The organism is Acinetobacter sp. V89_7, from assembly GCF_029967895.1.
GTDB lineage: Bacteria > Pseudomonadota > Gammaproteobacteria > Pseudomonadales > Moraxellaceae > Acinetobacter > Acinetobacter soli.
In genome coordinates, this window is the sequence record NZ_JASCAJ010000022.1 from 41,534 (window position 1) to 54,979 (window position 13,446).

9 protein-coding genes are annotated in these 13,446 nt (G+C 45.2%); 6 read left to right on the forward strand and 3 right to left on the reverse strand.

The window, feature by feature from the left end:
* Nucleotides 1-103: 103 nt before the first annotated feature.
* Complete coding sequence (locus tag QLG00_RS05440) at nucleotides 104-1,387, forward strand: aminotransferase class V-fold PLP-dependent enzyme (RefSeq protein WP_282470631.1); 1,284 nt, start codon at nucleotides 104-106, stop codon at nucleotides 1,385-1,387.
* Between the two features lie 267 nt (nucleotides 1,388-1,654).
* A complete protein-coding gene (locus QLG00_RS05445; protein WP_004934161.1) occupies nucleotides 1,655-2,542 on the forward strand; it encodes an SDR family NAD(P)-dependent oxidoreductase in 888 nt (295 codons plus the stop codon).
* Nucleotides 2,543-2,606: 64 nt separating this feature from the next.
* On the opposite strand, the gene QLG00_RS05450 is transcribed toward QLG00_RS05445, so the two are convergent.
* Complete coding sequence (locus QLG00_RS05450) at nucleotides 2,607-4,790, reverse strand: SulP family inorganic anion transporter (RefSeq protein ID WP_282470632.1); 2,184 nt, start codon at nucleotides 4,788-4,790, stop codon at nucleotides 2,607-2,609.
* A gap of 301 nt (nucleotides 4,791-5,091) precedes the next feature.
* A complete protein-coding gene (locus QLG00_RS05455) occupies nucleotides 5,092-7,449 on the reverse strand; it encodes a Tex family protein (RefSeq protein WP_076033139.1) in 2,358 nt (785 codons plus the stop codon).
* A 517-nt stretch (nucleotides 7,450-7,966) separates the two neighbouring features.
* On the opposite strand from QLG00_RS05455, the gene ompR reads away from it, so the two are divergent.
* From ompR to QLG00_RS05475, 4 genes are all read left to right on the forward strand, one after another.
* Nucleotides 7,967-8,731 (forward strand): two-component system response regulator OmpR, encoded by a 765-nt coding sequence (gene ompR / locus QLG00_RS05460; protein WP_004934149.1) that lies wholly within the window; start codon nucleotides 7,967-7,969, stop codon nucleotides 8,729-8,731.
* A gap of 27 nt (nucleotides 8,732-8,758) precedes the next feature.
* On the forward strand, nucleotides 8,759-10,216 hold the full coding sequence (locus tag QLG00_RS05465; protein ID WP_004934146.1) for an ATP-binding protein: 1,458 nt from the start codon (nucleotides 8,759-8,761) through the stop codon (nucleotides 10,214-10,216).
* 206 nt (nucleotides 10,217-10,422) lie between these two features.
* The gene (locus QLG00_RS05470; protein WP_004934143.1) at nucleotides 10,423-11,937 is read left to right on the forward strand and encodes an acetyl-CoA hydrolase/transferase family protein; all 1,515 of its coding nucleotides are present in this window, start codon (nucleotides 10,423-10,425) and stop codon (nucleotides 11,935-11,937) included.
* A gap of 126 nt (nucleotides 11,938-12,063) precedes the next feature.
* A complete protein-coding gene (locus tag QLG00_RS05475; protein ID WP_004934141.1) occupies nucleotides 12,064-12,483 on the forward strand; it encodes a GNAT family acetyltransferase in 420 nt (139 codons plus the stop codon).
* A 31-nt stretch (nucleotides 12,484-12,514) separates the two neighbouring features.
* Here QLG00_RS05475 and QLG00_RS05480 read toward each other — a convergent pair whose 3' ends face one another.
* Nucleotides 12,515-13,249: a class I SAM-dependent methyltransferase gene (locus QLG00_RS05480; RefSeq protein WP_004934138.1), complete on the reverse strand. Its 735-nt coding sequence runs from the start codon at nucleotides 13,247-13,249 to the stop codon at nucleotides 12,515-12,517.
* Between the last annotated feature and the right edge of the window lie 197 nt (nucleotides 13,250-13,446).

Sequence of the window (13,446 nt, forward strand, 5' to 3'; positions counted from 1 at the left end):
TTATTATGCTTAAACCTGCTGAACTTTCCATAAAAACGTCTAAATCATGCATAAAGAATATGCTAAAAAAATGGATCATTCTTTGATCACTTCAATAAAAACAATGACACATCGCTACCAAGACGAAACACTGGCTATTCATGCAGGTTACCAGCCCGACCCCACCACCAAAGCCGTGGCCGTTCCGATTTATCAAACCACGTCTTATGCCTTCGACAATACCCAGCACGGTGCAGACCTCTTCGATTTAAAAGTACAAGGCAATATTTACACGCGAATTATGAACCCTACTACAGCCGTGCTGGAGCAACGCCTTACCGCACTCGAAGGGGGAATTGGTGCCTTGGCACTGGCATCAGGTATGGCCGCCATTAGCTATGCCATTCAAACCATCACCGAAGCCGGCGACAATATTGCGTCTGTGTCTACACTGTATGGTGGCACCTATAATTTATTTGCGCATACCCTTCCCAAGCAGGGTATTGAGGTACGCTTTTTTGATTACCAACAACCAGAGCAGTTGCGCAGTTTAATTGACGAGAAAACCAAACTGGTTTTTGTAGAATCGATAGGCAATCCTTTGGGTAATATTATCGACTTAGAAACAATTGCCCAGATTGCCCACGAATATGGCGTGCCCGTGGTGGTCGACAATACCGTGGCCACTCCCGTGCTGCAAAAATCGTTTGAATTTGGTGCCGATATTATCGTGCATTCATTGACCAAATATATTGGCGGTCACGGCAATAGCATTGGTGGCGTGATTATCGACAGCGGCAAATTTCCTTGGGCGAAATATCCTGAGCGCTTTAAAGTGTTAAATTCGCCAGATCCGAGCTATCACGGCGTCAATTATGTTGAGGCTTTGGGAGAAGCCGCATATATTGCCCGTGCGCGCGTGGTGCCACTTCGTAATACAGGCGCAGCGATTAGCCCTTTGAGTGTTTTTCTCATTTTACAGGGCCTTGAAACACTCTCTTTACGCATGCAAAAACATACCGAAAATGCGCTTCAAGTTGCGAAATATTTAACACAGCATCCGAAAGTCAAATGGGTGAATTACGCGGGTTTAGAGCAACATCCGCAGCATGCGCTGGCTCAGAAATATGTGAAGGGTACGCCCTCAGGCATATTATCCTTTGGTGTTGAGCATGGTCGTGAAGGCGGAACGCGTTTTATCGATGCACTGCAACTCTTTATCCGCCTCGTCAATATCGGAGATGCAAAAAGTCTGGCGTGTCATCCTGCTACCACCACACACCGTCAGTTAAATTCAGATGAGCTCAAGGCTGCAGGTGTTTCAGAAGATATGGTTCGACTCTCGGTTGGAATTGAGCATATTGACGATTTACTTGCCGATCTGGAACAGGCATTGGCTCGGGTGTAAATGATCTTTTATAAAAAGCGCCTCTCAATAGAGGCTTTTTTTGTTGTACTGCTTCAATATTTTGTGCTAAAAGTAAACTTATCCGCTAAATTCAATTAGAGCAATTACTCTAAAAACTTTTGTAATTTCATGGACTTATTACTAGATTTTTTCTTTAAATCAATTTAGATTAATTTCATCGACGAGTCTCATTTCACCCTATTGAAGAACCTAATCGACTAAAATAACTATAGCCATTGCTTTGTGACATAAATCAGGGAAAAACGCGTGAATAAAAAACTTGAAGCTCTTTTTCAACAGAACGTAAAAGGTAAAGTTGCCTTAATTACAGGTGCCTCTAGCGGTATTGGTCTGACGATTGCCAAACGGATTGCTGCTGCGGGAGCACATGTTTTACTGGTGGCCAGAACTCAAGAAACGCTTGAAGAAGTAAAAGCTGAAATTGAGCAAAAAGGTGGGCACGCCTCTATTTTTCCGTGTGACCTGACCGACATGAATGCCATTGATGAACTTTCTAAACAGGTTATGGCACATGTCGATCACGTCGATTACCTGATTAACAATGCGGGGCGTTCAATCCGCCGTGCTGTTCATGAATCGTATGACCGTTTTCACGATTTTGAACGAACCATGCAGCTCAACTACTTTGGTGCAGTGCGCTTGGTCTTGAATCTCTTGCCTCATATGATCAAACGTAAAAATGGTCAGATCATTAATATCAGTTCGATTGGTGTTTTGGCCAATGCCACACGTTTTTCTGCCTATGTGGCGTCTAAAGCTGCCCTAGATGCATTTAGTCGTTGCCTGTCTGCCGAAGTCCTCAAGCATAAAATTTCAATCACCTCTATTTACATGCCTTTGGTTCGTACGCCAATGATCGCGCCGACCAAAATTTATAAGTACGTTCCGACACTTTCACCAGACGAAGCGGCCGATCTGATTGTCTACGCGATTGTGAAACGACCAAAACGTATTGCGACCCATCTTGGACGTTTGGCCTCAATTACCTATGCGATTGCACCGGATATCAATAATATTCTGATGTCGATTGGTTTTAATCTGTTCCCAAGCTCGACAGCCGCGATTGGTGAACAGGAAAAATTGAATTTGCTCCAGCGTGCCTACGCCCGTTTATTCCCAGGTGAACACTGGTAAGTTTGTATAAAAAAAGCCTCTTTATATGAGAGGCTTTTTTTATACTTGAAATATCAAGTCGGGATCAGAGAAAGTTGACTTTGCCTGTTTTCACATCATAAATGGCGCCTACAATATCAATCTGTTGATGCTCAAGCATCTCTCGAAGTACGGCACTGTGCTTGATAATGTACTGAATATTGTAATGCACGTTCATGGCAGTCACCTGATCAATAAACGCGGGCGTGAGACTACGAGGCTGCATGATGTCATAGACATTATCCACCGAGTGCATCAGTGGCCCAAGTACATATTGAATATGCGGCATTTCCTTAATATCTGCCACACTTTGTTTCTGCAAGGCCAGCTGGCAGGCACTGGTCACTGCCCCACAGTCGGTATGACCCAACACCACAATCACTTTTGCGCCTTTGGCCTGACAGGCAAATTCAAGTGAGCCGAGCACCTTCTGACCGGCCACATTTCCTGCGATACGCAAACTGAACAAATCACCGATGCCGACATCAAACAGCATTTCTGTCGGTGCACGCGAATCCATACACCCCAGCACTGCTGCAATCGGATGCTGGCCTTCATCTGCCGTAACGCGAATCTGGCGATAGATATCGCGCTGCAAACGCTCATTTTTAACAAAGCGCTGATTGCCCTCTTTAAGTAATTTCAGCACATCCGATGGCTTAAGTTTGGACTGCAAATCACGTGTGCTGATGTCGATATCTAATACAGCATCATCGAGTTCTTGATAATGTTGTTTAAAACCGATCAACTTTAAATCAATCTGGCGTTTTATTGCTGTTTCGTTTTGGTATTCCTGAATCACTTGATAAATATCAGGATCGATACTGTCCGACTGTGTGGCATCAATCACCAGTTTTTCATGCTTATGTACCCGTTCAAGCGCAGAAATAAGCGATGCCCGATTTAAAAAAGTCACCTGAGAAGGCAGTTCGATTCGGGTAATCACACCGTGCAAATGCTTTTCACGATACACACGCACGCCTTTATGCAGATTCCCATACAAGATAAACACGATACTGCTGGCCAAACCAATTAAAATCCCGACAAGCAAATCGGTCAGTAAAATCGCCACCAAGGTAATCATAAACGGAATAAACTGCGTCCAGCCTTGCTGATAAAGCTTTTTAAACAGACTTGGATGGGTGAGTTTAAAGCCTGTTAAAATCAAGATTGCGGCCAGCGCAGACAATGGAATCATGTTCATGAGGGGCACAAAAAACAGCACCGCGAGTAACAATAATATTCCATGAATAATGGTGGAACATTTACTGCGTGCGCCAGTATTGGCGTTAACTGAGCTACGCACAATCACTGATGTAATTGGCATTCCACCAATCAAACCCGAAATAATATTGCCTGTGCCCTGCGCCCAGAGTTCACGGTTCGGTGGTGAGGCACGCTTATGTGGATCAAGTTTGTCGGCGGCTTCCAAATTTAACAACGTTTCAAGCGAGGCCACCACTGCCAAAGTGATCGCACCAGTATAAATCAGTGGGTTGGTGAGCGCGCTCCAGTCGGGAAAAATAAAAGCACTTTCTGTCGCATTGAGCAGATTAGGCAACTGAATCAGATTTTCAGTCTGAATGGTCCATGGTGACTGTAAGTAGGTCAAGACGTAATTCAGCACTGCTGCAACCAAGACTGCAATCAGTGCCGAAGGCAAGACCAGTTTTTTTAAAGGGGTTTTATCCCAGACTAAAATGACCACAACACTAAGCAACCCAATGGCCATGGCACCGGCATCTAGCTGAATATTGGGATTGATACCCTGATCGCTCCAGAGTTCGCGCCAAGAGAAATTTCCAAGCCCAAGCAGATACGGAATCTGCGTTGCAATCAAGATCACACCGATCGCGGCCAAAAGCCCTAAAATCACATTGTTGGGAATATAATTTGCAAAGAAACCCAGCTTAAACAGACCGAACAAAATCTGTAAGCCACCCGCAAAGATAATACACAATAAAAAGGCGGCATAATTGCCGCCTAACTGTTCTAACTGTACCAAAATCACTGCCGTCAGGCCCGCGGCAGGTCCGGCAACACTAATGTGCGAACCGCTTAAGAAACCCACCACAATGCCACCAACAATGCCTGCCAGAATTCCGGATAAAATCGGGGCACCAGAGGCCAGTGCAATGCCCAGACACAAGGGCAATGCCACCAAAAAGACCACCAGTCCCGAAAGCGCATCTTTAATATGTAACCTGTTTTTGACTTCAAATAGCGTCATAAAAATAACCATTTTTTAAAATAATTTAAGCGCAACTTCGAGTTTCTCTAGATGAAACATCGACTCATTTTCCTCATGAGCGCCTTGATATTGTCTGACAATCTTAGTGACTTAAAGTTGAGTTCTGCTGTTGGGTTGTTATTGTTGAGGCATATTTCGCTACTTTTTTGTTGATCTTCAGATTCACCTCATGTTGCGCTCTGGTTTATTATTGAAATGACAATACCTAAAGCAAAAACAATAGGCGTAAAAAAACCTCCCCATCAGGAGGTTTTTTATTTCAGTTTTACTTACAAACTTTTTATTTAGAACCTTTGATGCCGGCTTGGAGCAACAAAGCACCTAGGCCGCCAATTTTTTGTTCTTGAGGCTTTTCTTGCTTAGCACGCTGTGGCTTTTTGCTCGAATCGCCTTGACGTGCAGCCTGCTGTGGACGCTTATGCTGTGGCTTACGCTCAGGACGTGGCTCATTATTTTCGCGACGTGGCGCACGCGCAGCTTTCGCCGGCGCTTCTGAACCTTCAGGACGCATACTTAAATTGACACGCTTACGCTCAACATCGACCTGAATCACTCGAACTTGTACGATCTGACCCGGCTTCACCACTTTGTGCGGATCCGAGACAAACTCATTCGCCAGTTCAGAAATATGCACCAGACCATCCTGATGGACGCCGACATCCACAAATGCACCGAAGTTGGTGACATTGGTCACTACGCCTTCAAGCTGCATGCCTTCAGTGAGCTGTGCCACTTCGGTCACGTCATCACGGAATTTGGCTGTGCGGAATTCCGGACGTGGATCACGGCCCGGTTTTTCAAGCTCTGTTAATACATCCTGAACGGTTGGTAAACCAAAGGTGTCATCGACAAACTCATCTGCTTTGATCTGGCGAATAATTTCCGAATTACCGATCAGGTCTTTTACAGTCGTGGCTTTGGCTTGTACCATTTTTTCCACCAAACCGTAGCTTTCCGGATGGACAGCAGACGCATCAAGTGGTTCAGAACCATTCAAGACACGCAAGAAACCTGCTGCCTGTTCAAAGGTGCGCTCACCCAAACGTGGTACATTTTTCAACGACTGGCGGTTGTCAAAACGGCCATGCTCTTTACGATATTCCACAATTTGCTGAGCAATCGCTTTGTTTAAACCGGCGATGTAACCCAAAATGGCAGACGATGCGGTATTCACATCGACACCCACGGCGTTTACGCAGTCTTCAACCACCGCATCGAGCGTTTTTGCCAGACCCGTCTGATTGACATCATGCTGATACTGACCCACACCAATCGATTTCGGATCGATTTTTACCAGCTCCGCCAATGGATCTTGTAAACGACGGGCAATAGATACGGCACCACGAATCGATACATCCAGTTCAGGCAATTCTGCTGCTGCCAGCTCGCTTGCCGAGTAAACCGATGCCCCTGCTTCACTGACTGTTACACGTGTCAGTTTAAGATCGGTATTGGCAGCCATCATTTCAGCAACAACGGCTTCAGTTTCACGGCTTGCTGTACCGTTGCCAATTGCAATCAGATCCACATTGTATTCACGGCACAAACGTGCAAGCTCGGCAATCGAGCCTTCTTTGTCTTCTTTAGGTGCAAATGGGTAGATGGTACTGTGCGCCAATACATCGCCCGCTTCGCTGACCACAGCCAGCTTTACACCGGTACGAATACCAGGGTCGACACCTAAAGTGGTGCGACTGCCCGCTGGTGCAGACAATAATAAGTGACGCAAGTTTTCTGCAAATACCTGCATGGCTTCAGCTTCGGCTGCAAGGCGTTTTTCGGTCAGCAAAGAATGCTCGATTTGCGGACGAATTTTACCTAACCAGAACAGTTTTGCCGTTTGCTTTAAAAAATCCTGACGGGCTTGTGGCTGTACTTGATCCAGATTGTATTCGGTTTCAATGCGTGCCAAAGGTGCATCGTCTTGTCCGTCTACTTTAAGGCCCAACACATTTTCTTGACGACCGCGTAGCATGGCAAGTAAACGGTGTGAAGGGAGTTTGTTTAAGTTTTCAGAAAACTCAAAGTAATCACGGAATTTTTTACCAACTTCTTTTTTCTCATCAGAAGCCACCGTACTTTTGAGGCTGGCCGTCTTGGCGAACAGACTTTTAAGCTCTGTGGTCAAGGCAATGTTTTGCGCCCAGTCATCAATAATAATATGTTGTACGGCATCGAGCTGGCTCTCGGCATCTGGATAATCGGCATGCTCAAATCCAGCCAGCGCCTCTGTTGGTTCAATTTGCTCGGCAACAATGCGCTCTGCTACTGGCCCAAGACCGGCTTCACGTGCCTTGAATGATTTACTGGTGCGCTTTGGACGATATGGCGCGTAAATTTCTTCAAGTGCATTTTTGGTTTCGGCAGCGTTAACACGTGCCAATAAATCATCGGAAAGTTTGTTCTGTTCTTTTAGCGACTCAATGACTTTTTCACGACGTTCATATAAATCACGCAGATAAGACAAGCGTGTGTCGAGTTGGCGTAGTTGCGTATCGTCTAAGCCTTGCGTGACCTCTTTACGGTAACGGGCAATAAAAGGAACACTGGCACCTTCATCAATTAAACGGATGGCAGCTTCTACTTGGTTTGGACGTACGGCAAGCTCGCTTGCCAACTGCTGAACTAAGTCAGTCATCGTGTTCGATTCCACAAGGATTAAGTTTAAAAGCACTGATTATAAAGACCGAGACTATAAAATCCACACTTGTTTTACTTATTCAAAACGTTTTTTTGAATCATGCGCTGGGTTTTGACAAAAATTCGAATCAATTACAGTACATTTATTCTATTTAATAGGTCTGAGCGGCCACTCAAACAGATGTGATATTTTGCACATTTAATACGTCATTTATGGGCTGCTGTTTTATTTTAAGGAATCTGGCACCGAACGTACAAATTTCATCAACTTGTCACTTGTAAAAACAGTCACTTAGAGGCATAAATACAAAGAATGGTGAATAGGGATTAATCTGGAATATTCATGAAAGATATACAGTGCATCAAATGCTTTTAAGATGTTGTTTTTTGGTTTCAAATTTCGCCGAAAATTGTAATTTTGAGCAATTTGATACATAGTCTAAACAAGAATATCGGCATTATACTGCATTGATCCAATAATCTATAAATTATGACTTAAATAAAGGGAGTACATCATGAGTTTAGTTGTACCTGCTGAACATACTGAAACTGTACATAACGACACCGATCGCGTCGAACGGATTCTTGTCGTCGATGACGATGTACGTTTGCGCACCCTTTTGCAACGCTTCTTGGAAGACAAAGGTTTTGTTGTTAAAACGGCCCACGATGCAACTCAAATGGATCGTTTGCTTCAGCGCGAATTATTTTCTTTAATTGTTTTAGATTTTATGCTTCCAATGGAAGACGGTTTGAGTATCTGTCGTCGTTTACGTCAGTCTAATATCGACACCCCGATCATCATGCTGACTGCACGCGGCAGCGACTCTGACCGAATTGCAGGGTTAGAAGCCGGTGCAGATGACTATTTGCCAAAACCGTTTAATCCAAACGAGCTACTGGCACGTATCCGTGCGGTACTGCGTCGTCAGGTTCGTGAAGTGCCGGGCGCCCCAAGTCAGCAAGTTGAAGTGGTGAGCTTTGGCCCATGGTCACTCGATCTTTCTACACGCACCCTGACTCGTGAAGGCCAAGTGGTGACACTCACCACAGGCGAATTTGCAGTCTTGAAAGCCTTGGTGCAACACCCACGTGAACCTTTGACCCGTGACAAACTGATGAATTTGGCGCGTGGTCGTGAATGGGGTGCAATGGAACGTTCAATCGATGTACAGGTTTCACGTTTGCGCCGCCTCATCGAAGACAACCCAGCACGCGCACGTTATATCCAAACCGTGTGGGGCGTGGGCTATGTATTTGTTCCAGATGGTGCAGAATAAGGCATAATTTAGACTTAGGATGATTGAGTGAAGCTCGACCCCATCGACCCGCAAGCGTATACCGATTACGTTGCGTATTCCGAACGTAAACGAACCCGATGGGAACGCTTTCTCGACAAAATAAAACCGCGTTCAGCTGCAATGCGCACCACGGTGCTGGTGCTGTTCGTGGTGGTGTTTAGTCTGATGATGTCGCTGTGGTTTTTTTGGCGCACCTTATATTTGCCTGAAATCCAGCAACATGCGCGCTATCTGGCTGTCGAGCTGGAACTGGTCAATAACCCCGACATTCGTATTTTTCATCGTGATGTTGAGGTTGACGTCGATACATGGCTCAAAAACAGAGTCGGAATCGAGTACGTTACAGACCCCAAAGAATATCCCAATGTCCGCGACAAAGTGATTGCGGATTTCTTTACCAATCATGTTGAAGATAAACTGGCCAATGAGCTAAAAGTCGATAATGTCATTGTGTATTTCCAGTTTAAGCCAAGCCCACGTATCTGGATTCAAACGCCAGAAATGCACGGCAATTGGGTTCGTGAACCCTTAAAAACCTATGCCAACTATAGCCCTGAGCTGGTGTTTGGCTGGCTGCTTGGCGTTCCGCTTCTGTCTGCCATTATTATTTTGACTTTGGTGCGTCAGCTTAACCGCCCACTGCGCCGCTTACAAAATGCGGCCAATGCCTATAGTAAAACCGGTAAGGCGCCCTATTTGGGCACCAACCATGGTCCATTAGAAATTCGTCAGGTGAATCAAGCGTTTAATCACATGATCTATACACTTGAGCAAACCGAACGTGATCGGCAAATCATGCTGGCGGGTATTTCCCACGATTTACGTACGCCGCTCACTCGAATTCGTTTGACTGCCGAAATGCTACCCGATGAGTTTTTACGAGAAGGGCTGGTCTATGATGTCGATGATATGGACGCCATTTTAAATCAGTTTATTTCATATATGCGCGATGGCTCCGACGAAGAACTACGCGACACCAATATTAATATTTTGCTGCAAGAATTGGTGGTTCAATTTAAACCGCTCGAAATTCACTTTGAAGCACAAGATGTTCCGATTATTCCTGCACGTAGCTTGTCGCTAAAACGCCTGATTGCCAATCTGATTAACAATGCCAAACGCTATGGTGCAGAGCCAATCGAACTGACCGCACAGGTCGAAGGCGATCATATTCTGATTATTGTCGCCGACCACGGCGAAGGTATTCCAGAAGATCAGATCGAAGAACTGATGCAACCCTTTGTCCGCGGTAATTCAGCGCGAACAATTCAGGGCAGCGGCTTGGGGCTGGCAATTGTCAAACGGATTGTCGATATCCACCAAGGTGAGCTACTGATTCATAATCGTCCTGAAGGTGGGCTCGAAGCGCGTATTTTATTACCTCTTCCAAAGCATTTAACCCCTGAGCCACTACCAGCCAATCCGATTGAAAAAATTAAGCAAAGTTTCTCAGATCGATTTTAAGCCGAACATATTTTCAGCAGGCCTGTTTGAGTCGCTACTTATTTCTCAATGTTATTTTCTAGATAAATAAATAAGTTAGGCGTACATCACAAAATATGATTATTGTATTTTTTTCAAAAATTAGACCTTAGCCTAACACGACGTCAAAAGTAAACGAACAACGGTACAATCTGGCATGTGAACTAAAACAGATTGAGAGTAAACCCATGTCTTTAGATCGTATCCGATTGGCCTCATTACACAACAAAGTGATTAGCGCAGATGATGCTGCAGCATATATCCAAGACGGTATGACTGTGGGTATGAGCGGATTTACTCGTGCGGGAGAAGCGAAAGCGGTCCCACAAGCTTTAGTTGAACGTGCAAAACAAAACCCGTTAAAAATTACATTAATTACGGGCGCGAGTTTAGGGAATGACCTCGATAAACAGTTAACCGAAGCGGGTGTATTGGCGCGTCGCCTACCCTTCCAAGTCGACAATACCTTACGTCGTGCCATTAATAATGGCGAAGTAATGTTTATTGATCAGCACTTGTCTGAAACAGTTGAACAAATGCGTAATTTACAGCTCAAACGCCCAGACGTTGCTGTAATTGAAGCCATTGCGATTACTGAGGATGGCGGCATTATTCCTACCACTTCTGTTGGAAACTCTGCAAGCTTTGCCATCTTTGCTGAAAAAGTGATTGTTGAAATCAATACCTCTTTAAGCGAAGCGTTCGAAGGCTTACACGATATTTATATTCCGTCATACCGTCCAACACGTCAGCCAATTTCACTGACCAAAGTAGACGAGCGAATTGGTACCAGCGCCATTCAGATTGATCCTGCAAAAATTGTCGGGATTGTATTTAACGATACTGCCGATTCGCCATCGACTGTGACACTTCCAGATGATGAAACCCAAGGCATTGCCAACCACCTGATCGCTTTCTTTGAAAAAGAAGTGGCTGAAGGTCGTTTACCGCAAAATCTCGGCCCTCTTCAAGCAGGGATTGGTTCAATTGCCAACGCCGTACTGACTGGCCTGAAAGATTCAAACTTTGAAGATTTGGTCATGTACTCTGAAGTACTTCAAGACTGTACCTTTGAATTAATCGATGCTGGAAAAATGAAGTTTGCATCGGGCAGCTCGATTACCCTGTCGGCGAAATGCGGTGAAAAAGTGTTTGGCAACATTGAAGCCTACAAAGACAAGTTGGTACTTCGTCCGCAAGAAATCTCAAACCACCCTGAGTTGGTACGTCGTTTAGGGATTATCGGCATCAATACTGCACTTGAGTTCGATATTTACGGTAACGTCAATTCAACACACGTGTGTGGAACCAAAATGATGAACGGCATTGGCGGTTCGGGCGATTTTGCACGAAATGCACACTTGGCTATCTTTGTCACCAAGTCGATTGCAAAAGGCGGTGACATCTCGTCGATCGTCCCAATGGTGTCGCATGTCGATCATTCTGAGCATGATGTTGATATCTTGGTGACCGAGCAAGGTCTGGCCGACTTACGTGGTCTGGCACCGCGCGAGCGCGCTGTGGCGATTATCAAAAACTGTGTTCACCCACTGTATCAAGATGCGCTTAATGACTACTTCAACCGTGCATGTGCTAAAGGCGGACATACGCCACATCTGCTACGCGAAGCATTGTCTTGGCATGTAAATTTTGAAGAAAATGGACACATGCTGGCCATCGAGCCTGAAGCCAAATCTGCTTAAGCCTTCCTTTTTTTCACCCAAAGCACTCTGATCACAGGGTGCTTTTTTTATACAAAAAAAAGGCTTATCAAGTGATTTCTTTTCTTTTATCTTAAGGCTTAAACATCATCACAAGAAGAACAACCCATGTTTATGATTCGCCAGTTTAGCCATACCGATATCGAAGATATTGTCAGTTTATGGGAACTTTGCGGGCTGAGCCGTCCGTGGAACAATGCTGAAATTGATATTTTCCGTAAAACTGAACAAAACGATGGGCTATTTTTAGTGGCTCTTCGCGACGAGCAACTGGTAGCGACCGTCATGGGCGGTTACGACGGCCACCGTGGCTGGATCAGCTATCTGGCCGTTCATCCGCAGTATCAGCGTCAGGGCGTTGCCACTGCTCTGGTTCAGCAACTAGAAAAGCGTCTGATCGCGCGTGGCTGCCCCAAGGTCCAGTTGCTGTTACGCAAGGACAATCTGGATGTACAAGGCTTTTACGATGAATTGGGTTACGAAGAAGTCGATGCCATTTGTTTAGGTAAACGACTGATCTCGGATTAGAGTATCGAACTAACATGCTCTTGGTGGGTTATTAGCGTACCTGTACACCCACACGTAGCAGCACTGGAAAGCGCACCTCAACGATCTGATTCAGATCGGCGCAAGCTGCATTTAGCTCCTGTAATGGATCTGTACCTTTTTGCAAAATATAATGCTGAACAGCAGACCATGTGCCTAAATACTGTATTAATTGCTTAAAACTCCAACGCAAGCGAATGTCAAAGTTCGGCATCTGGATTTCCTGAAATGGAAATGGAATGGTACGGTAATGCTGATCGATATAACGCCGCTCTGGATCCCAATGCCCTCTCAAGGTGTGATGATACAACTGCTGAATCTGCATATGGAACAAGGGATCATCCACCTCAATCAGTCCATATCCAATAATGGCAAAAATGCCACGGGGTTTCAGGGTACGCTTTACCTCGGCATAAAAGGCCTCAAAGTCAAACCAGTGTACGGCTTGCGCCACAGTAATCAAATCAAAGCAATGGTCGGGAAAGGTGGTTTTTTCGGCAGGTTGAACCTGATAACTGATGTTGTCGTAATATTCGGCATGATCGAGCTGGCTTTGACTGATGTCTGTGCCGACCACCTGCTCAAAATAAGGTGCCAGCATATGCGTGAGCTGGCCCGAACCTGCACCACAATCCCATGCCAGATCACGCGTATGCACGTAACTCAAGAGATGCTGAAGCATGGCTTGCGGATATATCGGTCGAGCTTGCTGGTAACGCCGACTGTCCAGTGAAAATAAATCCTTCACGCCTGATTGTCCTTATATTTTATTCTTCCTGTATAGCGCTACTATAAGTGAAAATTTTTACAGGCAAGCTAAAATTGTCAGACAAAAAAAAGCCCCTGATTGAATCAGAGGCTTTTTTGAATATGGTGGCGTGAGGCAGGATCGAACTGCCGACACACGGATTTTCAATCCGTTGCTCTACCGACTGAGCTATCGCG

Coding starts and splice junctions, on each gene's coding strand:
- ompR (WP_004934149.1), top strand. CDS start 7,967: ATGAGTTTAGTTGTACCTGCTGAACATACTGAAACTGTACATAACGAC.
- QLG00_RS05475 (WP_004934141.1), top strand. CDS start 12,064: ATGTTTATGATTCGCCAGTTTAGCCATACCGATATCGAAGATATTGTC.
- QLG00_RS05450 (WP_282470632.1), bottom strand. CDS start 4,790: ATGACGCTATTTGAAGTCAAAAACAGGTTACATATTAAAGATGCGCTT.
- QLG00_RS05470 (WP_004934143.1), top strand. CDS start 10,423: ATGTCTTTAGATCGTATCCGATTGGCCTCATTACACAACAAAGTGATT.
- QLG00_RS05455 (WP_076033139.1), bottom strand. CDS start 7,449: ATGACTGACTTAGTTCAGCAGTTGGCAAGCGAGCTTGCCGTACGTCCA.
- QLG00_RS05440 (WP_282470631.1), top strand. CDS start 104: ATGACACATCGCTACCAAGACGAAACACTGGCTATTCATGCAGGTTAC.